Annotated in this window: 23 protein-coding genes; 2 read left to right on the forward strand and 21 right to left on the reverse strand. The window is 44.9% G+C overall.

Annotated features, from left to right (window positions below):
* Positions 1–20 precede the first annotated feature (20 nt).
* The 19 genes from CDG60_RS14165 to CDG60_RS14255 all read right to left on the reverse strand — a co-directional run bounded on the left by CDG60_RS14165 (position 21) and on the right by CDG60_RS14255 (position 20059).
* On the reverse strand, positions 21–446 hold the full coding sequence (locus tag CDG60_RS14165; protein WP_087514095.1) for a cupin domain-containing protein: 426 nt from the start codon (positions 444–446) through the stop codon (positions 21–23).
* Between the two features lie 2 nt (positions 447–448).
* Entirely contained in the window at positions 449–1174 is a 726-nt protein-coding gene (locus CDG60_RS14170; RefSeq protein WP_087514094.1) for a ribonuclease activity regulator RraA, read from the reverse strand.
* A gap of 8 nt (positions 1175–1182) precedes the next feature.
* Positions 1183–2115 (reverse strand): VOC family protein, encoded by a 933-nt coding sequence (locus CDG60_RS14175; RefSeq protein WP_087514093.1) that lies wholly within the window; start codon positions 2113–2115, stop codon positions 1183–1185.
* Positions 2116–2143: 28 nt separating this feature from the next.
* On the reverse strand, positions 2144–2686 hold the full coding sequence (locus tag CDG60_RS14180) for a flavin reductase family protein (RefSeq protein WP_087514092.1): 543 nt from the start codon (positions 2684–2686) through the stop codon (positions 2144–2146).
* A gap of 35 nt (positions 2687–2721) precedes the next feature.
* Positions 2722–4281: a 4-hydroxyphenylacetate 3-hydroxylase N-terminal domain-containing protein gene (locus CDG60_RS14185; protein WP_087514091.1), complete on the reverse strand. Its 1560-nt coding sequence runs from the start codon at positions 4279–4281 to the stop codon at positions 2722–2724.
* Positions 4282–4493: 212 nt separating this feature from the next.
* A complete protein-coding gene (locus CDG60_RS14190; RefSeq protein WP_227542887.1) occupies positions 4494–5966 on the reverse strand; it encodes a purine-cytosine permease family protein in 1473 nt (490 codons plus the stop codon).
* A gap of 285 nt (positions 5967–6251) precedes the next feature.
* Positions 6252–6446 (reverse strand): heavy-metal-associated domain-containing protein, encoded by a 195-nt coding sequence (locus CDG60_RS14195; RefSeq protein WP_087514090.1) that lies wholly within the window; start codon positions 6444–6446, stop codon positions 6252–6254.
* A gap of 92 nt (positions 6447–6538) precedes the next feature.
* Positions 6539–6955 carry a Cu(I)-responsive transcriptional regulator gene (cueR, locus tag CDG60_RS14200; RefSeq protein WP_087514089.1) on the reverse strand — a complete coding sequence of 139 codons (417 nt, stop codon included), beginning with the start codon at positions 6953–6955 and terminating at the stop codon, positions 6539–6541.
* A gap of 66 nt (positions 6956–7021) precedes the next feature.
* On the reverse strand, positions 7022–9499 hold the full coding sequence (locus tag CDG60_RS14205) for a heavy metal translocating P-type ATPase (RefSeq protein ID WP_087514088.1): 2478 nt from the start codon (positions 9497–9499) through the stop codon (positions 7022–7024).
* Between the two features lie 218 nt (positions 9500–9717).
* Positions 9718–10452: an SDR family NAD(P)-dependent oxidoreductase gene (locus CDG60_RS14210; protein ID WP_087514087.1), complete on the reverse strand. Its 735-nt coding sequence runs from the start codon at positions 10450–10452 to the stop codon at positions 9718–9720.
* A complete protein-coding gene (locus CDG60_RS14215) occupies positions 10436–10876 on the reverse strand; it encodes an acyl-CoA thioesterase (RefSeq protein WP_087514086.1) in 441 nt (146 codons plus the stop codon). Before CDG60_RS14215 ends, CDG60_RS14210 begins: the two co-directional genes overlap by 17 nt.
* A complete protein-coding gene (locus CDG60_RS14220) occupies positions 10873–11595 on the reverse strand; it encodes an SDR family NAD(P)-dependent oxidoreductase (protein ID WP_087514085.1) in 723 nt (240 codons plus the stop codon). Before CDG60_RS14220 ends, CDG60_RS14215 begins: the two co-directional genes overlap by 4 nt.
* 52 nt (positions 11596–11647) lie before the next feature.
* The gene (locus CDG60_RS14225; protein WP_087514084.1) at positions 11648–12877 is read right to left on the reverse strand and encodes a DcaP family trimeric outer membrane transporter; all 1230 of its coding nucleotides are present in this window, start codon (positions 12875–12877) and stop codon (positions 11648–11650) included.
* Positions 12878–12967: 90 nt separating this feature from the next.
* Positions 12968–14332: an MFS transporter gene (locus CDG60_RS14230; RefSeq protein WP_087514083.1), complete on the reverse strand. Its 1365-nt coding sequence runs from the start codon at positions 14330–14332 to the stop codon at positions 12968–12970.
* A 30-nt stretch (positions 14333–14362) separates the two neighbouring features.
* Positions 14363–15802, reverse strand: coding sequence for an NAD-dependent succinate-semialdehyde dehydrogenase (locus CDG60_RS14235; protein WP_087514082.1), 1440 nt, complete (start codon positions 15800–15802; stop codon positions 14363–14365).
* A gap of 23 nt (positions 15803–15825) precedes the next feature.
* The gene (locus tag CDG60_RS14240; RefSeq protein WP_087514116.1) at positions 15826–17235 is read right to left on the reverse strand and encodes a sigma-54 interaction domain-containing protein; all 1410 of its coding nucleotides are present in this window, start codon (positions 17233–17235) and stop codon (positions 15826–15828) included.
* Positions 17236–17252: 17 nt separating this feature from the next.
* Positions 17253–18395 carry an iron-containing alcohol dehydrogenase gene (locus CDG60_RS14245; protein ID WP_087514081.1) on the reverse strand — a complete coding sequence of 381 codons (1143 nt, stop codon included), beginning with the start codon at positions 18393–18395 and terminating at the stop codon, positions 17253–17255.
* Between the two features lie 10 nt (positions 18396–18405).
* Positions 18406–19347 (reverse strand): alpha/beta hydrolase, encoded by a 942-nt coding sequence (locus CDG60_RS14250; protein ID WP_160117069.1) that lies wholly within the window; start codon positions 19345–19347, stop codon positions 18406–18408.
* The gene (locus CDG60_RS14255) at positions 19337–20059 is read right to left on the reverse strand and encodes an NAD(P)/FAD-dependent oxidoreductase (protein WP_193853160.1); all 723 of its coding nucleotides are present in this window, start codon (positions 20057–20059) and stop codon (positions 19337–19339) included. Before CDG60_RS14255 ends, CDG60_RS14250 begins: the two co-directional genes overlap by 11 nt.
* Positions 20060–20093: 34 nt before the next feature.
* Here CDG60_RS14255 and CDG60_RS14260 point away from each other — a divergent pair.
* A protein-coding gene (locus tag CDG60_RS14260; protein WP_223155595.1) for an IS3-like element ISAba14 family transposase occupies positions 20094–21226 on the forward strand; the annotation gives its coding sequence in 2 pieces (ribosomal slippage) (positions 20094–20346 and positions 20346–21226; 1134 coding nt in all).
* Between the two features lie 39 nt (positions 21227–21265).
* Here CDG60_RS14260 and CDG60_RS14265 read toward each other — a convergent pair.
* Positions 21266–21814 (reverse strand): flavin-containing monooxygenase, encoded by a 549-nt coding sequence (locus CDG60_RS14265; protein WP_087514480.1) that lies wholly within the window; start codon positions 21812–21814, stop codon positions 21266–21268.
* 511 nt (positions 21815–22325) lie between these two features.
* Between CDG60_RS14265 and CDG60_RS14270 the strand changes: the two genes are divergently transcribed.
* Entirely contained in the window at positions 22326–23351 is a 1026-nt protein-coding gene (locus tag CDG60_RS14270; RefSeq protein WP_005100823.1) for an IS30-like element ISAba125 family transposase, read from the forward strand.
* On the opposite strand, the gene CDG60_RS14275 is transcribed toward CDG60_RS14270, so the two are convergent.
* Positions 23342–24619, reverse strand: a complete 1278-nt coding sequence (locus CDG60_RS14275; RefSeq protein WP_087514299.1) for an acyl-CoA dehydrogenase family protein — start codon at positions 24617–24619, stop codon at positions 23342–23344. The two genes, CDG60_RS14270 and CDG60_RS14275, sit on opposite strands and share 10 nt — an antisense overlap.
* Positions 24620–24621 lie beyond the last annotated feature (2 nt).

Below are 24621 nucleotides of genomic sequence, written 5' to 3' on the forward strand. Positions count from 1 at the left end.
ATCTGTTTCAACCTGTTCTCTTAATCTTCTTTCTTTACAAAATCGCCAATCGTTTCATCTGTGTGATACACAGGTTTTTCGTAATAATGCGGGCCATCATAAATTTCGATCAGACGGCTGAACTGGTGAGCCAGTGTCGGACCATGCGGGTTGTCTTTTGGATTCATATAAAATGAACCGGCTTTGAGCGTCAGTGCCACATCGGTATATTCATATTCACCTTCCAGGCAGAACATGAACTGATTTGATGCATGTGTATGCCTGACCGGAATACATCCACCTTTCTGATATTCAAGCAACGCAATGGTTGCGCCTGTTTCAGTATTCTTCCAGAGAAAATACTGACGGAATCCATATTCTGGAAAATCAATCCACTCGTCTTCATTCAGTTCAGTGGTATTGAGCAATACTTCCAGGCTTTTAAATGTTTCTGCATTGATATCCATAGTTATCCTTCCTGCTGCTGTGCACATTTCCATATGCTGTATTCTTTACGGCTGTCTTCTGTAGCGGGGAACAATCCAAAAATGGAATGCCCCTGCTGAATCTGAAGTGCTGCAAATGATTCATATTCAAAAGCATCCAGGGCTTCATCTGCCACCTGATCCACCAGTGCCTGTGGAATCACCACTACACCATCACCATCACCCACAATAATGTCGCCTGGATAAACTGCGACACCGCCACAACCCACGGGTTCATTCAGCGCAATAGGATGCAGTGCAATCGGCGTTGCCGGTGGTGCGTTGTGCTTCTGAAAACATGGCAGACCAACCGCATGAATGGCAGGAGAATCACGGTATCCACCATCGGTCACCACGCCTGAAACACCACGGTATTTCAGGCGTGCAGCCATCATGTCGCCCATACTTGAGGCTTTTGTATTTCCAAAAGCATCAATCACCAGCACAGCACCTTCAGGGCATTCTTCAATAGCACGGCGGTGCATATTGTCGTTGCGGCTGTAATTGGTCATGTTGTCCAGATCTTCACGCGACGGCATAAACCTTAGGGTATAAGCCGGACCAACCAGCTGTGGCTGAGATGCATCTATCGGGAAAATACCGTGCATCATGACGTTCTTAAATCCGTGTTTCAGTAAAACGTTGGCAATATTCGCCGTGCCAACCCGCATCAGTTTTTCACGGGTCGGAGCTTTTAACGCGTATGTCATGAGATCTCCTACTGGAAGAATTCCAGTCCTGGTGCCATTCCCCACTGGGTGGTTTCGGTTGCTGTACCATTAAATTTCACAGGCTGTGCATGCTGATCAAGCATGTCACCATCGGTATAATGCTCAACCCTGAAACCGAAAGGGTCTTTCCAGTAATCAAAGATCTGACTGCCCAGCATATGTCTGCCAACACCACATTCCAGCTGATAGCCCTTTTCAACAAGGTAATCATGCGCTGTCATCACAGCATCCAGATCAATCACTTCAAAGGAACAGTGATGAACTCCCACCCAGTCGGACTGTAAAATCAGAATGGCATGATGATCCACTTTTTCAGCCCCATGGTTAAAACGTAAGAATGTTCCAACAACAGGTCCTTCTTCACCAGGAGGAACAAAATAATCTGAATGCAGCAGATCAAAACGTTCTTCCAGCCACTTCACTGATGCATCATGATTACTGACGTGCAGTACAAAATGTCCCAGTTTGATTGCCTGACATGGCTTCCGTTTCACCCGGATGCATTCATTCAGCCGTGGCTTACTGTCTGCATTATTAAAATGAAATGCCTTGCGCTCAGTGGTTTCACTGTGTTTCTCACGCCCCCAGATGGCTTTGATTTCAAAACCGTCCGGCATGGTCATCACGACCTGATAACCACCGCCTGGCTCACCGGTTTCCTGCACCGCAGAAGAACCGTCCATTTCAGCAAGCTGTTCCAGGTCTTCACGACTTGAAACCTCAATGGATGCTCCAATAAAACGCTGTTTTTCCTCGCGATGTGTGACATGGATATGATGCTGTTCACCACTGCCACGCATATACAGCACATCGTCATTTTTACTGACACAAGTCAGACCAAAATCGGTCATGAACGTTTCCATTAACCCAAGATCTGGCACTGCATAAGTGACCTGTGCAATTTCAATCGGTTTAGCCATAATTCAAATCCTTTTGCTGCCTGCCCATTCAGCCTGCAAGCTGTCCATACTGACCACAATGAAACACCAGTGGACGTGTATCTTCCTGCTGTTTCAGATTAGTCACCAGTCCTACAAAAAGCGTATGGTCACCACATGGGTACGCAAACTGCAACTTGGTCACCACCTGAACTGAAGCATTCTGGATCACAGGAAAACCATCAATATATTCAAATTCAGGGTTGAAATTTTCATCCCGCTTTCCGGCAAAATGATTACTGATCTGCTTCTGGTTTTCGTTCAGAATACTGATACCGAAACGCTCCCCCAGGCTGATTTTTTCATGTGAGGCTGCTTTATTGTCCACCGAAACCAGCACCAGTGCCGGCTCAAGTGAACCTGACATGAAAGCATTTGCAGTCATTGCATGAGGCTGACCATCATGGCATGAGGAAATCACAACAACGCCTGTCGCAAATTTACCCATCGCATTACGGAATTCTCGAGTAGTAAAATCCACTTCAGTCTGATTTGCTTTCATGATGTTCACCATTTCACCCAGGGTTGTTACCTGTAAATTTGCAACTGTCATTGTTCAATATCCTTATATAGACAAATGGTTCAGAATTATTTTCTGTTCAGAATGCTGACATCATCCGGATTTACCAGATCAGGGACTGTCCATCCATTAATGTCATATTCATCCATTGCTTTCTGAGCAAAGTCCTTACAGTAGTCGAGTAAGCCTGTTCCCTGAGCGGCAAACAGGTTGGTCTGACGGGTTACATCATTACTGCCGATGTAGTTAATTTCATACAGCTCATGACGTGCGCCAAACTCTGTACCAATGGCATCCCATAACATTTTCATGACTTTGACGCGCTCAATCGCATCTTTACCGTTCGAGCCACGAACATAGGTGTCCAGATAGCCACGAATCTGCGGATTCTTGAAATCATCTGCATGAGAGTTCAGATAAATCAGACCGCTTGCAACAATCTGTTCAATAATATTTTTAATCTTTGGCATCGCCAGCTGATTCATCACACGGTAAGCACCTGCATGATGTGGATCTGGACGGATCATGCCATTCCATGGTTTTGCACTCTTTGCCATTGCATCAGATAACGCCCAGAAAGTATTGCGCCATGCAATCACTTCACCCATCTGAGACATCACACCGTGGAATTTTTCTGCGCCTGTAATTTCCAGTGCTTTTGCCAGTGTACCTACCAGGAAATCCAGTTTTACTGCAAAGCGTGTGCAGCCATGTAAAGATGCACGCTCCAGATAACCTGAACCGATGTTGTATGCATTTGCCTGTTTTAAATCGTTATGAATAAAAACGTCTTCCCATGGAATAAAGACATTATCCATCACCAGAATCGCATCGTTCTCATCCAGACGGCTGGAAAGTGGATAGTCAAATGGACTGCCCAGCACAGCTGCACGATATTCGTTGGACATACGGCAAAGCAGTTTCACACCTGGTGCATTGGTTGGCATGATAAAGACCGGAGAGAAGGCAGGATCCTGTATCGCCACCTGCCCCACATGACCGATGAAGGTATAATGTGTAAGAGCTGAACCTGTTGCCACAACCTTGGCACCCGAAACATAAATCCCTTTGTCATCTTCTTTGACAACACGGACAAAAACATCTTTACCTGCATCTGCACCCATTCCACGGTCAACAGGTGGATTCATAATGGCATGGTTGATAAACCATGTTTTTTCCTGTGCCTTGCGGTACCAGCGACGGGCATTGTCTTCATAACCTTTATAAAACTCTGCATTTGCGCCAAGTGTTCCCAGGAAGCAGCCTTTATAATCAGGAGAACGTCCCATCCAGCCCCATGAAATACGCTGCCATTCTGCAATCGCATCACGTGAAGCCACCTGCTCTTCAACATTGTTGGCGGCGCGGAAGAAGCGATGAGTAAAACCACCCCACTCTGTTGGTACCGTTAAAATATCCTTTGTTTCCGGTGCATGCAGTGCGTCATACATCCGTGCAATCATACGTGCTGAATTACGGAATGCAGGGTGATCAGCAATGTTTTCTACACGCTCACCATAAATCCATACTTCACGACCATCATTCAGACTTTCCAGATACTCTTTCCCTGTAAATGGAATATAATCCTTATTCACTGCAACGCTTTCAGCATCTACTTTACTGTTCATTTTCCATATCCTTATTTACGTTATTTATAGCGCAATCTTTTACGCTTTCCCTTTGTCTTGAAATGAGATTAACAAGCTTATTTATATGCGTCCAATCATGAATTAAGCCCCTATATATAACTTTTTAGTTATAAATAAAACACCCTTAAAATAAAAAAAGACACGTTGATACTAACGTGTCTTTTATATGAAAAGTAAAGTGTTTTTGCGCTTTATTCAGCAGCATCCAATGCTCGATCAGCCTGAGCATAGCCTGTCGCAGTTCCTTCTGGCAGCAGTTTTCTCAACACCGGATAAAACACTAAGGAAGTTGCCAGTGTGACAAAGAAGCCCAGCTCAAAGGTTTTTGTTGCAATCAGTGCAATACCGATTCCAGAGGTGATCACCAGCGTCAGTACACCGGCCCAGTTACAATTTTCAACCTTTGCTGTCTGCAGTGAAAACTGTCCTTTTCGTACAAAGTAATAATCGGCCAGCATCACGCCACATAAACTCATGGTCATACATCCCAGATAGGAAAGCCATGCAACAAACTGCCCCAGAATTCCACCTGCAATCATGAACAGTGCAAAGATATTGCCCAGTACCACCATAAAGGCTCTGCCCGGTTTTTTGCCTGTCAGTGCATCCAGCAGATTGACCAGTGCCAGTGACCCTGAATATGCATTGACTGCCTGAGCTTTTGCCTGAGCCGCGTAAATGGTAATAAAACCCACCCAGCCTGCCAGTACCACAAAGAATGCACCGGTGTTGCTCATGGCAAATCCACCTGCTGCTTCGGCTGCCTGCTGAGGAGACATACCTGCATTACGCTGCATCAGATATTCAGCAACTTCAGGCACACCACCAATAATGACCAGTCCACCCAGTACGATCATCAGAAGATTCTGAGTCAGTGGTCCCGCCAGTGCCAGTACTTTTACATCCTGAGTGTTGCGGCAGTATCTTGCAAAATCCGTAGTGACCAGTGAAATCGTCCCAGCAGTCGCTCCCATCAGTACAAGTGCTGTACTCAATTTGGTCCAGAAACCACCAGGAATGACTCCTGTTGAATTAAAGACCTGCATCGGATCCATTCCACGGACACCATAAATCTGATAAATCATATAGAACGTGACCACCAGTGTAATCACAATCATGAATTTTGATGCTTTCAGTGCAATCTGCAGACCAAAAATTGCCAGCAGAATCCACGCCAGTGTCAGCAATCCATATAATCCAATCCGGACAGGCACCGTGTCCTGCAGATTAAACATCAACAAAGTCCCTTCATAGAGCAAAGCACTTTCCAGTGCCAGAAACCCCAGAATCATAAATGCAAAAATAGCAGCACCCAGTGAAGAACCTTTCACCCCAAATCCAAAAAAACGCGATGTTACTGTGCTGGACATGCCCGTCTGATAGGTCATTTTCCCCAGGAAATAACTGAGGGTAAAACCCACAATTGCTGCAATCAATCCGGCCAGCAGACCGATCCAAAACCCTGAAAGCAATACGGTAAAGCCACCGATTGCAAAAATAACCAATGCTGTGGCAACCCCGACAGGGCTCATTGCCAGTTTAAATCCACTCTGACGTTCTTCCATTGGAACACTGACCAGTGCATGATCTTCCACTGCCTGAGCAATGCCTGAACCTGCCTGATTTATTCCTTGTGAACTGATTTCTTTTGTATTCATCATCATCCCTTTTATGCAGTTATAGAGGCACCAGTCCACTGGTGATTCCTCTTAATAAACAGATGTATTACGCTGTTTTCTTTGACTGCTATTTTTCGGATGAACAGGTAAATATGTCTAATCATGTTTCGGTCAGCATTGATAACCTAAATGATATAAATGTATTTTAAATTCTATAATTTTATATTTATTAATTATTTAAATTAAACTCATCAGCCTGATTCAATTCACAACCAATAAAAAAGTGACGGTAAAAACCGTCACTTTGAGATCACGAACCAGAAAAACTGTTTATTTCAGCTGAGCTTTCCAGCCGTCTTCTGCAAGTGCTGCAACAACCGCTGCTGTATCCTGCTGAGTTTCAATGTCCACGAGTTTATTCGGAATATCAATATTGACTGTCGCATTTTCATCCAGCTCTTTTAAGGATGCTGTTACGCCACGTGCACAGCCACCACAGGTCATATTTTCAACATAAAGTTTCATCATTGACTCCTTTTTCAGCGCATTGTGCTGAGTTTCTTTGTTTGATGATTTACTGTAAACCTTGACATGATGGCAAGGTCAAGCTTATTGCATCACTTTTTTGAACTGTTTTCTGAACTGCTTCCCAGTTCAATCTGCTCAAGGATGGAACACTCAGGGCGGGTATCACCTGCACAGCAGGACACCGATGCCTGCAGGCTGTTGACCATTTCCTGCATGACCTGAATTTTCTGATTCAGCTGTTCGATATGTTTGGTCGCCAGCTGTTTAACTTCTGCACTGGTTCTGCCCGTGTTTTTCCATAAAGAAATCAGTTCTTTCATCTGTTCAGATGAAAATCCCAGCTCACGTGCATGACGGATAAAGTTCAGGGTTTTCAGGTCACGCTCGGTATAAATCCGATATCCTGAATCTGTACGTTTTGCTGCATCAATCAGACCTATTTCTTCATAGTAACGGATCATTTTTGAAGAAATACCGGTCTGTTTTGAAATCTGTCCTATATTCATGAATCACCTCAAACAGCTCATTCACCCGTTCACACAGGCGAATGAAGTCTGACTTATGTTCTCAGCTCATGATTCTGCTGCAATCACAGGTCTGAATTTTTTTAACCGTAATGCATTTCCGAGTACAAAAACAGAGGACAATGCCATCGCCCCTGCGGCAAACACCGGTGAAAGTAAAATACCATACAGCGGATATAACAGCCCTGCTGCAACAGGAATCAGTGCAATATTATAAACAAATGCCCAGAACAGATTCTGACGGATGTTATCAATGGTTGCTTTACTCAGTGCAATGGCATTGGGTACACCGATCAGACTGCCTGACATCAGAACAACATCAGCAGCTTCAATGGCAACATCTGTCCCAGTTCCAATCGCAAGACCGACATCTGCTTCTGCCAGTGCAGGAGCATCATTGATCCCGTCACCGACGTAGGCAACACGCCCATATTGCTGTTTTAGCTTTTTGACTGCTTCAACTTTACCATCAGGCAGTACTTCTGCAACCACGTCATCAATATGCAGCTGTTTTGCAATGGCTTCTGCGGTATGTCGGTTATCACCTGTGATCATCGCAACGCTGATGCCCAGCTCATGTAATGCACGTATAGCCGCAAAAGTTGTTTTCTTAATCGGGTCGGCAACCGCAATAATACATGCCAGCTGCTGATCAATGGCAACATAAAGCGGTGTTTTACCCTCACGTCCCATACGTTTTGCATCATCTGCAAACTGATCCAGGTTGAGTCCCAGTTTGTGCATGAAACGGTCTGCACCAATATGAATTTCAGCATTATCCACTGTTGCCTGAATACCAAAACCGGTTACAGAGCTGAAGTTACTGACTTCTCTGAGTGTCAGTCCACGATCTTTTGCCGCAGTCACAATTGCCTGTGCAATCGGATGCTCAGATTTATTTTCAATGGATGCTACTTTTGCCAGTACATCATGCTCATCAAATCCATTCACGACTGAAAAATCGGTCAGGGATGGTTTTCCTTCGGTCAGGGTTCCTGTTTTGTCTACAGCCACCACCTGAGCTTCTTTGAGCAACTGCAGTGCTTCGCCTTTACGGAACAGTACGCCCATTTCCGCACCACGCCCCGTTCCAACCATAATGGAAGTCGGTGTTGCAAGTCCCATCGCACATGGGCAGGCAATAATCAGCACTGCAACAGCATTGACCAGTGCAAAAGTCAGCGCAGGTTCTGGACCGAAAATAAGCCAGACCACAAATGTCAGTACAGCCAGCAGCATCACCGCAGGAACAAACCACATGGTGACTTTATCCACCAGTGCCTGAATAGGCAGTTTTGAACCCTGCGCCTGCTCCACCATCTGAATAATCTGTGCCAGTACAGAATCACCACCCACCGCAGTTGCCTGGATACGCAGGCTGCCGGTCTGGTTAATGGTTCCACCAACAACCTGATCATCCAGCTTTTTTTCTACAGGTACAGGCTCACCGGTAATCATGGATTCATCAATAAAACTTTGCCCTGAAATCACCATTCCATCTACAGGAACACGCTCACCAGGACGGATTTCGATGATCATGCCGGCCTGTACATCCTGAACAGCCATTTCTGAAAACTGTCCATTCTGTTCCACACGTGCATGCTTAGGCTGCATACCCACCAGGTGCTGAATCGCCTGTGAAGTACGTCCTTTGGCTTTAGCCTCAAAATAACGTCCGAGCAGAATCAGTGCGACAATGACCGCAGCCGCCTCAAAGTAAACGTTGACCGTTCCCTTTGGCAGTAGTTCTGCAAAAAATGTTGCAACCACTGAATAACAGTAAGCGGAGAACGTCCCGACTGCGACCAGGGAATTCATATCCGGTGCCAGTCTAAACAGCGCAGGAAAACCTTTCTGGTAAAAACGGCGACCTGGGAAAATCAGAATCAGCGTGGTCAGTACAAACTGAATATACCAACTGTTCTGCACCCCAATCGTTCCTGCAACAAAATGATGGAAAGCCGGAATTAAATGTGAACCCATTTCCAGAATAAAAACTGGCAATGCCAGTGCTGCCGCAATCAGCAGATCACGTTTCAGCTCAACCAGCTCGTTCGCTTTTTTATCCTGTTGCTGAGCATGATCTAGCACAGCAACTTTCGCGTCATAACCAGCTTTGGCTACCGCCTGAATCAGCTGATCAGCAGTAACAGAAGCATCTGCCACAATGACTGCTTTTTCTGTTGCAAGATTGACACTTGCAGACCGGACGCCTTCAACTGCTTTCAGTGCTTTTTCCACACGCCCAACACATGAAGCACAGGTCATACCATCGATCTGTAATTCCACAGGTGTCTGAGCAACACTGTATCCTGCTTTTTCAATGGTTCTGATAATTTCTGAATAGTTTAAGGGCTGGCTGCTGCTGATCGAGGCTTTTTCAGTTGCAAGATTCACACTGACTGAATCAATATTTTCAAGCTTCTGTAATGCTTTTTCGACACGCCCTACACACGAAGCACAGGTCATACCCTCAATCTGTACTGACCCCTGATAGAGTTGCGGTGATCTGTTCTGATCGTTCATCACAATACCTCTGATTCATTTATATTCTTTGATGCTTACAGCATAAAGATTGCCATAATGGTAAGGTCAAGCTTTATTTCTGGTATAACAGCAACATTGAAATAAACAGGAGATATTTTGCAGATTCAGGGGAATCATCTCTCCATGCAGATGGGTTTCATCTGTTGAAATGACCTGTAAAAAAGAAGCTCAGAATACTACAAAGCAGAACAGCTGACTTACTGGATGGTGTATCCACCATCAATGACATACTGAGCACCTGTGATAAATGAAGCCTGCTCGGATAATAGAAAACAGATCAGTTCAGCCACTTCCTGTGGAGTACCCAGGCGACCTATGGGGTGTTTCTGTATCAGCATCTGCTGATCAATATGCGAAATCAGCGGTGTTTCGATATAACCCGGATGAACTGAATTGACCCGGATATTCTGCTGTGCATAATCCAGTGCCGCAGCTTTGGTCAAACCTGTCACTGCATGTTTACTGGTCACATAGGCTGCACGGTTCTGTGTTGCCACAAGCCCCAGCATGGAAGATGTGTTGACCACTGCCCCCCCTCCACTTTTCAGCATCAGCGGAATCTGCGCTTTCAGTCCATAAAACACGCTGTTCAGATTTACCCCAAGCACGCTGTTCCAGGTCTCCAAAGTCAGTTCATGCAACGGTTGTGCAGGAGATGTCACACCTGCATTATTCAACGCATAATCGAGCCTGCCAAACTGCTGTTCAATCTGAACAACGACATTTTCAACAAAATCAGCCTGACTTAAATCACCTGTAAATGTAATGACTTTGACCTGCTTTCCTAAGATTTCTGCCAGTGCCTCTAATGCATCGGCATTCTGATCAACCAGGCAAAGCTGACACTGCTGAGCTGCCAGCTGTTCCGCAACAGCAAGACCAATGCCAGAAGCTGCACCTGTAATCATGGCAACTTTATTTTTCATGGTCATGACTCTGCTCCTCCATATACTGACTCAAATGATTTTCCAGATGACTGCGCATGCTCAATGGAATACTCTGCTTCCTAAATGTCTCCTGATCCACCAGCACAATAATGCTGTTTGCCTGAGCGACCAGACATTGCTGCTGCTCACTCCAGACATCGTACTGCATGGAGAAACTGCTCTGTCCGACATGGGTGATATGACAGGTTGTTTTCAGAGTGTCGGGATAGACGACTGGACGCCGATATTCACATTCATTTTTTAGAATCACACTGTATAAAGAGCTACTGAAAAAATTCAGGCTGTCCAGAAAAGCGATTCGGGCATCCTCGACATAACGGAAATAATGCACATTGTTCAGATGCCCAAAAGTGTCCATTTCGCCCCAGGACACAGGTCTTGAAACCTGAACCGGATGAAGTGCTGTCATCGGTACAGTCCTCCATTTACATGAATATTTTCACCCGTAATATACGAAGAAGCCTGACTGCACAGAAACAGTATGACCTGTGCAATTTCCTCTGGCTGTCCCAGTCGTTTCAGTGGTGTTGAGCTGACCATGGATGCCCGCTTTTCATCACTCATGCCTCTGAGCATAGCGGTGTCAATTAAGCCAGGTGATACCGCATTGACCCGTGTCCGTGGTGCAAGTTCAATGGCAAGGCTCTTGGTCAGCGCCAACACACCGCCTTTGGCTGTGGCATAAGCCGTATGTGCAATACTGCCCTGATGACCTGCAATGGATGCAATATTGACAATACTGCTCTGCTCAGCCAGTGCACGCAGAAAACTTTTAATCAGATAATAATTGGCACTCAGGTTAATACTGATCTGTCTGTTCCATTCCTCATAACTCAGTTCAGCCAGTTCGATATGCTGATACAGACCTGCCGCATGAATAATGCAGTCAATCTGTGCATGTGTTTTGAGTACCTGATCACGCATCTGAACCACAGCGGAAGCGGATGAACTGTCCAGCTGAAAATACTGCCATGAACTGTTCAGGGACTGTAAAAAAGCTGTGTCCTCTGCCACACAGTCCACCAGTACAAAATGGACATCATGCTGATCCATCAGCTGAATGGTTGCTCTGGCAATGCCCCCGAGTGCCCCCGTAATCAGGATCACTTTCTGATTTAAACTGTTCATTATTTTTTATCCTGTAAAAAAGCCGAAGGACATTCATCCTTCGGCTATAACCTTAAAATTTATACATGGTGACAAAATTCAGGCGGGATACATCGAACTCACTGCCATCAAAACTTTCACGTTTGCCGTGATGGTATTCCATCCCAATGTCGATATTTTTCAGAGGGGTGTAGAACACGTTTGCAGCAAGATCAGTCAGTTTTTTGTTCAGTGTCGGATTATTTCGGGCATAGGCCGTTGAATCATCATAATCAAACAGTGAACCCACAACGTTCATCCGCCATTGCTCTGAGAGTTTGTGAGAATAGCCCAGTACATAAGTGTTGAATTTATTCAGATCAAGATCGTTCTTAGCGTCGTTGACACTGAAATCACCACCCGCTGCAAAACCATTGACCTGATCACCACTTTGCTGAGCATAGGACACAAATTTCTGATCCCCTTCTACATGGTACGCATGTCCCTGAAGCGTACTGACAGGTGTCAGCTGATATTTCAGCCCAAGTCCTGCTCCCCAGGACAGCTTATCAATATCGTCACCATTTACTGTTGCACGTTTTTCATGAACAAAACCCTGTGCCAATGCTGTCAGACTGTCCTGTTTAAACGTATATTTTGCCGTCAGTGCCGGAATTTCCGAAGATCGGGAATCGACATATTCGGCTGCCAGTTTCAGATTATGCTGCGGTGAAAAATCAAAGTTATAGCGAACCTGTGGATTACGTGTCCAGCTGTATCCCATAAACAGCGTGTAATCCACACTTTCTGTCAGGGTTTCCAGGTTGGACATCCCTGAAACGGTCTGACCGATCAGCCAGTTATTAAAATCCACATAAGCATGGCGGATACGCAGTTTACCGTTACCTTCCAGTCCGTCCCAGAAGTCCATCTCAATTTTACCTTTGACACTGGTGTCATTGACGTTTTTACTCAGATCCATGCCCAGTCGGGTTGCTGTCAAGGTGAATGCACTGCGATGCCCCGCAGGTGTCTGGTTCACCGATGGCAGCTGATTACTGACAAAAGGAGAGCCTGCGGTATCTTTCAGATCCAGACTGCCATCCATACGCACAATCCCGTAAACCTTGATATCAGTATCACTGAAAAGACTGCTTCCACTGCCGGCAGAGGTGGTCTGCTGCACTTCATTCTGCTGCTGTATTTTCAGTTCATTCAGCTGCTGCTCAAGGGTGGAAATACGCTGTTCCACTGACTCGGCAAATACCGCAGTTGACCCCAGTATGGAAATACCACACGCTAAAACTTTTAATTGAAATTTCATTCATTTTCATCCTAAAAATGAGTTGCAGAAGTCCGACCTACCTGATGAAACAGGCAGGCGGTATAAGTGTAAAAATTAAGAAAGGTTAAATTATGAGAACTTTTTCATATCTTCGTGGTCAACGTCATGCAGTGAACGTCCACGGGTTTCTTTCAGCATCAGAATCGCCACAATGGAAATGACAATCACGAACAGAATGTAGAAAGTGATCGGTAATGTGCTGTCATACTTTTTCCATAACAGCGTTGCGATCATTGGTGCAATTGAACCTGCAAGGATTGAGGAAATCTGATAGCAGAATGATGAACCTGAATAACGCATACGGGTTGGGAAAATCTCAGCCAGTACTGCGCCCTGACCTGCATAACACATCCCCTGGAAAAACAACCCTGTACACATGGACAGCAGTACAATCAGGAACTCTCCGGTATTCAGTCCATAGAAATAAAATGGAATCCATGCCACCAGACCTGCATATCCAATATACATCGTGCGTTTACGACCAATCTGATCAGACAGGTAGCCACAGAAAATCATGGAAAAGAACTGGAATGCATTGGCACACAAAAGCAGAGCTAAAATGGTGCTGTAAGTGAACTGCATCTGAATCGACAGATACGCAATCGAGAACACCACAATGATGTAATACGCTGAGTTTTCACCCACACGCATCAACATTCCACACAGAGCCTGACGTGGATAATGAAGCAGCACTTCCTTTAAACCAGCCGATGCTTTCTGCTGTTCTTCCTGACGCTTCATGGACTCTTTAAATACATCCGATTCTTCGACATTTTTACGGATGTAATAGCCAATAAATACAATGATCGCTGACAGCCAGAATGCGATACGCCATCCCCACGCAAGGAAATCTTCAGCAACCAGTGCTGTTGACAGACCCAGCAGTACCAGACTTGCCAGTACATTACCCGCACAGGCAGCTGCCTGAGGGAAACTGGTCCAGAATCCACGCTGATGTTCCGGGCTGTGCTCACCAACGAGCAGCATCGCTCCACCCCATTCACCACCGACTGCAAAGCCCTGAATAAAACGTAAAGTCACGAGCATGACCGGTGCCCAGAAACCGACACTGGCATAAGATGGAATACATCCCATCATGAATGTGGCAAAACCGACCATAATCAGACTGATCTGCAACAGCTTTTTACGCCCGTATTTATCGCCAAAATGCCCAAACACCAGTCCACCCAGCGGGCGGGCAAGAAAGCCGACAGCATAAGTTGCAAATGCAGCAATAATTCCCATCAGGACACTGCCATCTCCCATTGCCGGGAAAAACAGTTTTGAAAAGACCAGTGTACTGGCGATCCCGTAGATAAAGAATTCATACCATTCAGCAATGGTTCCCGCCATTGCAGCACCCACTACTTTTTTAATAGGTGATTTTTCTACCACCGCGTCCTGGACACGCTCCGTTCCATTTACTATTTCCATATAAAAGTCCTTTTATATTCACTTGTTGCTTTAATTAATATTTCCAACGCATACGTATTTCATTTCCAGATAGTCATCCAGACCATATCTGGAACCTTCTCTCCCGATCCCTGATGATTTCACCCCTCCAAATGGTGCAGCAGCATTGGATATCAGTCCTGTATTCACACCAACCATGCCGTATTCCAGTGCTCTGGATACCCGCAGGAACTGGTTCAGATTCTGTGTAAACAGATAGGATGCCAGACCAAATTCTGTGTCATTTGCCATCTCTATCACTTCTGCCTCATGTTCAAATCTGAACACCGGTGCAAAAGGTCCAAAGGTTTCTTCAGTCGCGCAGAGCATCTCCTGAGTGACATCTCTGACTACTGTTGGCTGACACCACTGACTGTCATTGCTTTCCTGACCGCAGACCAGTGTTGCTCCCTTGCTCAGCGCATCCTGAATATATTCTTCAACTTTCTGAATCGCTTTACGGTTGATCAGAGGTCCTATATCAGTGCCATCCTCCAGACCATTGCCCAGCTTAAGTGCTTCCACTTTTGCCTTTAAGCGCACAATAAATTCGTCGTAAATACTGCTTTGCACATAAATACGGTTCGCGCAGACACAGGTCTGACCTGCATTACGGAACTTGGTATCCATAACACCCTGAACAGCCTGTTCCAGGTCGCATTCATTGAACACAATCACCGGTGCATTGCCCCCGAGTTCCAGAGACAGTTTTTTAATGGTCGGTGCGCACTGAGCCATCAGCTGCGCACCCACTTCTGTTGAACCTGTAAAACTTAATTTTTTAACCACAGAACTTGCCGTCAGAATCTGTCCGATTTTGGTGGATGAGCCTGTGACCACATTTAAAACACCCGCAGGAACGCCCGCCTGTACTGCCAGTTTTGCCAGAGCAAGTGCGGTCAGTGGCGTTTCAGATGCTGGCTTTACGATGATTGAACAGCCAGCGGCCAGTGCAGGTGCAACCTTTCGGGTAATCATGGCGGCTGGAAAATTCCACGGCGTAATGGCTGCACAGACGCCTATGGCTTCTTTGAAGACCAGAATTTCACTGCTGGATGCAGCAGGGATAATATCGCCATAAGCACGTTTGGCTTCTTCGCTGAACCATTCGATATAACTGGCCGCATAGGTAATTTCACCTTTTGCTTCTTTTAAAGGCTTGCCCTGCTCCAGCGTCATAATGGTTGCCAGTTCTTCCTGATGCTGCATCACAAGATGAAACCACTGTTTTAAAACCTGACTGCGTTCAGCCGGTGCAACCTGTTTCCATGCTTTCTGGGCACGGTCTGCATCCTGAATGACACGATGAATGACGACATCATCCAGCACTGGAACCTGAGTCAGTACTGTGTCATCGACAGGATTTTTAACATCCAGTAAGGTCGCCGCTGTCAGCCATTCTCCATTGATCAGACATCTGTTTTCAAAAACAGATATATTTTTAATATCCATATTCTTCTTTCCTGAAATAATATTTACTGTTTAAAACGTGCGATTTTCTTGACCAATGTTGACTGTTCCACCCCTAAAGCCTCAGCTGTTGCACGGGTCGAACCATGCTCACTCAGCGCCTGCATGATCAGTTCCATTTCAAAAGCCTGTACCCTTTCTTTTAAGCCTTTCGGCTGTGCGGATGCAGCATCACTGCGCAAATATGCCGGCAGGTTATGCAGGGTGATTTCAGTACTGTGATCACTGACCATCAGGCGTTCCACGACATTGACCAGCTGACGGATATTTCCAGGCCAGCTGTAGTGGCTCATGGCTTCAATCGCTTCCAGACTGAACACCGTGTTCATTTGATATTTTTCGTTGAACTGTTTCTGATACTGCTGAACCAGCGGCATAATTTCAGAACGTCTTGAACGAAGCGGTGGAAGTTCAATATCCACAACATTGATCCGGTAAAACAGATCTTCCCTGAACTCGCCCTGTGCCACCATGTCTTCCAGGTTGCGGTGTGTCGCACAGATAACCCGTATATCCACATCCTTAAACTCTGTTGCACCCACAGGTAAAAACCGGCTTTCCTCAATCACTTTGAGCAGTTTGACCTGCATATTCAGCGGCAGATCCCCAATTTCATCCAGGAACAGCGTTCCCTGATGTGCAATCTCAAGCAGACCTTTTTTACCTTTGGCAGAAGCACCTGTAAAAGCACCTGCGACATATCCAAACAGTTCCATTTCCAGCAGACTGTCCGGTATCCCTGAACAGTTCAGCTCCAGAAAAGCATGCTCTGCCCTTGAACTGATACTGTGGATATAACGTGCCATTTTACTTTTGCCCGTACCCGTCTCTCCTCGCAGCAGTACTTTGCTGTCAAAGCGAGCCACATTGGTCGCAAGATCAAACACCCGCTGTGTTTCTCTTGAAATGATCAAATCATTGGCAGAACAGGAAATTTTGTGCTGAGACTGACTGCGGAACAGGTTTTCAAGCTGCTCCTGTGCATGCTTTGCACGTAAAAGTTCGGTAATGTCACGGACACTCGTCACAATACAGATCAGTTGTTTTTTCTCATCAAAAACAGGACTGCCCGTCACCAGTATCTTCTGATTACCATTGATACTCTGAACCAGGGTAACCACTTCACGGCGTTTGACCACTTCCAGTGAGGCAGAGTTGGACAGATAACCCAGTTTGACCAGATCCCCCATATGACGACCGATCAGGATATTTCTGTGCAGTCCTGTAATCCGTTCATAAGCCGAATTTACAGCAATGGTATTGGCATTTTCATCAGTGATGTAAATACCGTCCTGAATGGCATCAATAATGGAGCGGAATGGCTCTACATCAAATATAGAGCGTCCGTCCTGACCTTTTATGGCGTAAAGATCACTTCGGGATTTCACCGCAGAGACCAGATAATCAATAGACATGGCATCCCCTTTCACGATCAGTACGCTTCCTGATAAATCGCTTCAATATCCTGTACCGTCAGACGGCGTGGATTATTTTTCAGTAACCGCTCCACCTTGATGGCTTCCATGGCAAGTGCTGGAATATCCGTTTCAGCAATCCCAAAAGCCCGCAGTCCCGATGGGATATTCAGTTTTCGGCAGAAATCATGCAGCCATTCAATGACCCTTGCAGCATTGCTGTTGTGGTCAGCGCCTGTTTCAATGTTCATTGCCTGTGCGATGCGGGTAAACCGTTCAGCACAGCCCATCACATTCCATTTCAGAACATAGGGCAGCATCAGTGCATTACTGACACCATGTGCCATTTTGTATTTTCCACCCAGGGGATACGCGAGTGCATGTACTGCGCCCACGCCTGCATTACCAAAAGCCAGCCCTGCCATTAAACTGGCCGTTGCCATTTTTTCACGTGCTTCCAGATGGTCTGGCAAGGCATAAGCCTTCGGCAGATTTTCAGCAATCAGTCGGATGGCATCCAGGGCAAGTGCATCGGTGATATCACTCCGATTGACAGAAATATAGGCTTCCACAGCATGGACAAGTGCATCCACACCACTGGCAGCCGTCACAGATGCCGGACAGCTGACAGACATCAGAGGTGAAACGATGGCAACGTCCGGCAGCAGAAAATCACTGACCATGCCCTGTTTCATCTGGTTGGCTGTATCGGACAGGATGGCAATATTGGTCACTTCAGAACCCGTACCTGCTGTGGTCGGAATCACAATCAGACGGATATCCCGCTGACGGATTTTATCTGTACCGAGAAAATCCTGTACCGATCCACTCTGTCCAGCCAGTGCTGCCACACACTTGGCAATATCCAGTGCACTGCCGCCACCGACACCAATCACTGCATCATTACCGTTTTGCTTAAACACATGGATACAGTCCTGAACCTGTTCAATTTCAGGTTCAGCTTTGACCGTGTCATAAACTGAATATTCAACCTGAAGCAAATCAAGAACATGATTGATCGTGCCCGATTTCACCACCCCCTGATCTGTCACGATCAGCGGTTTCTGAATTTTAAAAAGCTCCACGGCCTGAGACAGGTACTGCAAAGCAGTCTGCCCTGTCACCAGTTTATTGGCACTTTTGAATGTGGAAAAATTCATTCAACTATCCTTATTCTTTAAATTTTCCGGCAATAAACTGAGCTGCTCTTTCCAGATACTGCTCAGCAACCGGCAACTTCCCTGCGATTGTAAAAATGCCGTGCATCAGCCCACCCAAATGGTGATATTCCACATTCAGCCCGTGCTGCAGTGCCTTTTCCAGATACAGCAATGCCTCATCCCTTAAAGGATCATGCTCAAGGGTTAACAGGAAAATATCGCCATTGGCTTTCAGAAAAGGCTGATTCAGCAATGAAATCTGCGCATATTCTTCCGGCTGGCTGAACAGCGCATCGAAAAACCACAGCATCGTGCTCTGTACCAGAGGAAAGCCCGACTGGTACTGCGCATAACTCTGCGTCTGAGTGCAGACACCCACAACCGGATAAAGCAACACCTGAGCTTTCAGTGCAAATCCATACTGCTGACTGAAATTCTGCCCAAGTAAAGCCGCCATATTTGCACCCGCACTGTCTCCGGCAAAGACCATCTGATGGACATTTAGCCCCAGCTGTTCTGCATGCTGAATGATGTAATCCAGTGCAACCTTACAGTCATTGAACGGGACTGGAAATTTATGCTCTGGCGCCAGTCGGTAGTTGACTGCAATCACTCTGCAAGCCGCATGCGCTGCAATTTTCCGGCAAATGGAGTCATGCGTGTTCAGATTACCGATCACCCAGCCACCACCATGTAAAAACACCACGACAGGACGTGCGTCAGCATCCGGTATTTCGTCATACAGTCTTAAGTGAACAGGCTCACTCTGCCATTCAGCAGTAATGTCTCTGGACTGAATATGCTCAAGCCCCTGCATGGCCGCCAAACCACAGTTAGTTTCGTACCCGCTTCTTAAAGTACTGATATCTCCAACCTGCTCAAAAGACTTTCCCCCATTGGCAAGAAAAGCATCAATGACAGGCTGTGCATCAGGATGCAGTTCAGGCTTCATAAGCACACTCACCCTTTGCTGCGGTGTTGCCCAGGCTGAAATCATCTGCATTGAAAACGGTATAATGACGGTATGTTTCGACGTTTAAAGGCCAGTTGTTGATGACCTTGCCAGCGGCATTTTTATACCAGCTGGAGCAGTCTGAAGAAAATGCCGAGCCTGCCATACGAGCCTGAATATCTTCGTTATATTCTTCAAAGACCTGCTGTTTTACATCCAGTGAAGCATTATTTTCCAGAATATATTCAACGGAGTCCGCAATATACTGATGCTGAATCTCAAGCATGGATACAATGGAGTTATGGTTCAGGTTGGTATTTGGACCATACACCAGGAACATATTGCAGAATGAAGGAACAGTTAGACCGATATATGCCGCAGCGCCATCCTGCCATGCTTCAGACAGTGTGGTGTCTTCCGCACCGACAATATCCAGTTCACCATTAAAGTTCTGACTGGCAAAACCTGTACCAAAAATAATGACATCTGCTTCGATGAGCTCACCCGCAGCGGTCTGAATGCCCTGCGCTGTTATTTCAGCAATGGCATCGGTCACCAGTGAAACATTTTCACGGGCAAGCGCAGGATAATAATCATCAGTACGTAAAATACGCTTACAGCCAAACTCATAATCCGGTGTCAGTTTCTGGCGAAGTTCAGAGATGGATCCGTAAATTTGAACAACTCCTATAAGTGATATTCTGCTCCTCAAATGATGTTATAAACATCAATATATGGAGTATTTTATGGCACGTAGACCAAGAAGAAATCATTCAAATGATTTTAAAGCTAAGGTAGCACTTGCTGCGATTAAAGCAGAAAAAACACTTGCTGAATTGAGTGCTGAGTTTGATGTTCATCAAAACCAAATTATTGACTGGAAAAATCAATTGATCTCAGCTTCCTCGCAAGCTTTCGATCAATCAAAAGCTCCAACAGAACCACCCATCGATCTAAAAAAACTACATGCAAAAATCGGTGAGCAGGCATTAGAAATTGATTTTTTAGAAGGTGTGTTGAAGAAACTGGGCCGCTTCAACCACAAAAGTTAATCGACGACTCACTTCAGATTTCAGTATCTAAGCAAGCTAAGCTGCTGAAAGTCTCCCGTGGTTGTTATTACTATCGCCCAAAACCTGTGAGTGCATCAGATCTGAAGCTGATGCGATGTATTGATGAATTACATATGCAATATCCTTTTGCAGGCAGTCGTATGATGCGTGATTTGTTGAATCGTCAAGGACATCATATAGGACGACGTCATACACGTACTTTAATGAAGAAAATGGGTATTCAGGCGTTATATTGCAAACCAAATTTAAGCCAGGCTAATCAAGCTCACCGTAAATATCCATATCTGCTCAAAGGGTTGGCTATTCAGCGCAGTAATCAAGTGTGGTCTACGGATATAACGTATATCCCTATGGCAAAAGGCTTTGTTTATTTATGTGCTGTGATTGATTGGCATAGCCGCAAGGTACTTGCGCATAGGGTATCGATTAGTATGGAGGTGGATTTTTGTATTTCGGCTTTAAATGAAGCGATTGAAAAATATGGTCGACCTGAAATATTTAATACAGACCAAGGCAGCCAGTTTACCAGTGATGCATTTATTGATGTATTGAAATCAAATGGCATTCAAATCAGTATGGATGGTAAAGGTCGATGGGTAGATAATGTGATGGTTGAACGATTATGGCGGAGCGTTAAATATGAAGAGGTGTATCTCAAAGCTTATAGCAGTGTCACAGATGCGAAAAAGCAATTAAGTGCATATTTTGAGTTTTATAATTTGAAACGACCTCATTCGAGTCTAGACAAAATGACACCAAATGAGTTTTACTATGATCAGCTACCCCAACAAAACAAGGTGGCTTAACTAGAGCGGAATATCACTTATAAATACGCTTTTAGTTGTTCAAACAAGTGGGACCACCTCTCTGACCACTTTCTTCCCTTTTAGATCAACTGCTGTATCCCATTCTGCTGAATGGAAATACTGCCCTTTAAAATTTTCCAGTCCTTTAAACTGAGGAATGACTGCTTTATTCAGCTGACCCCATGCCGGTACAAATACCTTTGCTTTGATCAGCCCTTTGTCTTTGATCTGCAGATCCCAGAGCTGTTCAGCGTTGTTCCAGGCTGCATGAATAATTTCTGAACTGAACTGAATTTTTTCTCTGAGATGAAAATGGTCAGCAAAACGGTTTAAGTAATCCAGCAGTTCCTGCTGTCCTGCGTACATCCGGCTGACCCGTAAATTTGGAAAATAACTGAAACAGTAGAGATGTGCTTCCGTATCACAGGCAGCACCAGGATAAATATTGTCACGCCATACGCCGCCCAGTTCAGCCGACTTTTCAAAGATCTGAAAGTTTTCAATTCCTTTGTCTTTCAGGCGGGTTGCCATCCCCAGACCGCCAAAACCCGAACCTAAAATAGCCACATCCAAAATTTTATTATTCATACAAAAAGTCCTTTGCAAAAAATTCCATAAAGACGAAAAAAATCATCACCCTTATGCTTTACAAGAACTATGCCAACAGCAAGAATAAAACCAAGACATTGATATTTAATAAAATAGTTAAAACTTAAAATCACATGGATTTTGAATTTTTTCCTTAAATATCAATTTTGCGATGAATATTTTCATGATTAGTATTTTAATTTAACAAAAGCCTGTTGAATAAAAAGGCAATGCTCTGCTTTTTTTCTACAACTTTAGTCACTGATCGGGAGCAAAATTGCTGTTCATATCTCTGTTTTGAGCAGTATCCTGCTTCGTTTATTTTTTTAAATCAGTCATTTTCAGAGATCAATAAAAAAACCAGGTGTCTGCACACCTGGTCAAAACCTTTGTATAGAATTAATTCATCACGGCTCGTCATGGGTCATGATTTCATCCATCTATCCGTTTTATGCAGGGCAGAGTAAAACTTGAAGTGCGACATAAACCACCTAATTAATTTAAAGGGTTTATGGAGTATATAAAATTGTCATACCATCATCTTAACTTTGAAGATCGTACTGCATTAATGCTTGAGTCAAGAAAAGAAGGCTTTTCAGCCAGAAAATTTGCTGAACTCATTAAAAGACATCCTAGTACGATCTATCGTGAGCTTAAAAGAAATAGCATCAATGACGTTTATCAAGCTCAATATGCTTCTGATAACACCTTCGCTAGACGTAGACGTGGTCACAGAAAACTCAAAATCGATTCAATCCTCTGGAAATTTATTGTTGAAGCGATCCGTTGTTTATGGTCTCCTCAGCAAATAGCAAAACGTTTAAAGACATTTCCTGATTTGGATCAAACAATGAATGTAAGCCATACAACGATTTATTCAACGATACGAGCATTACCAAAGGGTGAGTTGAAAAAAGACTTATTATCCTGTCTGCGTCATGAAAATAAAAAGCGAAAAGCTAACGGTGAACCTAAAAAAGATTCTATATTACAGGATATTAAAACTATTCATGAGCGCCCAGCCGAAGTTCAAGAAAGAAAAATACCGGGTCATTGGGAAGCTGATTTAATTAAAGGTAAAGACAATAAAAGTTCGATAGCAACACTTATTGAACGAAATACACGGCTCTGTATCTTGGCAACATTACCTGATGCAAAGGCAGAATCAGTGCGCAAGGCTTTAACTGAAGCTCTGAAATATTTACCTGCAGAACTGCGTAAAACGTTGACCTATGACCGTGGACGCGAGATGGCAGAACATAAAATACTTGAAGAAGATTTAGGCATAGATGTATATTTCTGTGACCCACATTCACCCTGGCAAAAAGGCACATGCGAAAATATGAATGGTTTAATTAGGCAATATTTACCTAAAGGGATTGATTTAAATCAGGCAGATCAGCATTATTTAAATCAAGTTGCCATGTCACTGAATACTCGTCCTAGAAAAGCGTTAGATTGGCTTACACCATTAGAGAAATTTGCTCAGCTTGTTGATTATCATAAGACTTTTCAAACTGTCGCACCTCATGTTTGAATTCGCCCAGCTTTCTCCTTTTCTTTGACTGATGGACTGTTTCCAATCTGCCAGACATAGGGCAAGGCATGACCGTTCACCACAAAATCACCAATCACTTTCTGTTTGTAAATCACCGGATTGTGCGAAGACACCACGCGGGCGTTACGCCAGAACCGATCCAGCTGCTTCGCTGTTGTACTTGCTGATGCACTTAAAGCATTAAACAGTTCTGTGGTCAGATTCTGCACCAGTTCTGCCAGTACCACCTGCCCCTGAGAAGACTCAAGTTCTGCCTGATCATTGGCTTTGAGTTCCACTGACTCATCATTCTGAAAATGACTGAGAAATGCCTCATCGAGTGTCTTAGCGACATTCAGCGCAACCGATTTTGCTGCATAAGCCTGTGCCGATGCTTTACCGATCACCTGTAAAATCTGAGGGTCATTCCGTACAAGTTCTGCATTTCCATGACTGAAAATACGGGTGCGCTGGCGTACTTCTTCACTGAAAGTCTCCACCGCTGCCTGTGCAATTCCTGCCAGAGTCACCAGATGCACCTCTTGGTAAAATGCAGTCTGATATCTGAAACGCTGATCAAAAGGCAAAATATGGTCACGGCTGATACTGACATTGTCTATTTTTAAAGTACCGCTGCCTGTTGTCTTCTGCCCAAATCCATCCCAGTCATCTGCAACATTGACCCCTTTGTGCTCGGTTGAAATGGCTGCAATCGCATGTTCACCTGTCGTTTCATCCAGTACAAAAAGATCAACCCAGTCCGCAAAGATTGTCCCCGTTGAATAAAACTTCTCACCATTGACCACCAGTTCACCACGGGTATTCTGAGTGATTCGGGTACCAACCTGCCCAATTTCAATTTTTCCTGTTTCTGTCCAGGCATTGCCCACCAGATCACCTTTGACAAAGCGTTTGAACCAGTGCTCCTGAGACTGATCCCGATGTGCATTCAGACGGTCTTCAACAAAGGCAAAGTGCCCACGCAGTGCCTGAACGACATTTGAATCTGCCGTTGCAAGCTCTATAAGCAACTGAAACAACTGCTGCTGTGACAGACCTGCTCCGCCGTATTGCACAGGGACACGGACAGCCCCCAGTCCCGCCTGTTTCAGCCACTGAATCGCTTCAAACGGTAAACTTCGGTTTTTTTCCCGATCCAGTGCTCCCTCAGCAATTTTCTGAAAAACAGGACGGAATTTCTGAGCGACCTCTTCATAATTTACAGCAATCACGAGTTGCTCCAGATGCTTATTATTTTGAACTGTCATGA

Origin of the sequence: Acinetobacter chinensis (assembly GCF_002165375.2) — a bacterium.
GTDB classification, from domain to species: domain Bacteria; phylum Pseudomonadota; class Gammaproteobacteria; order Pseudomonadales; family Moraxellaceae; genus Acinetobacter; species Acinetobacter chinensis.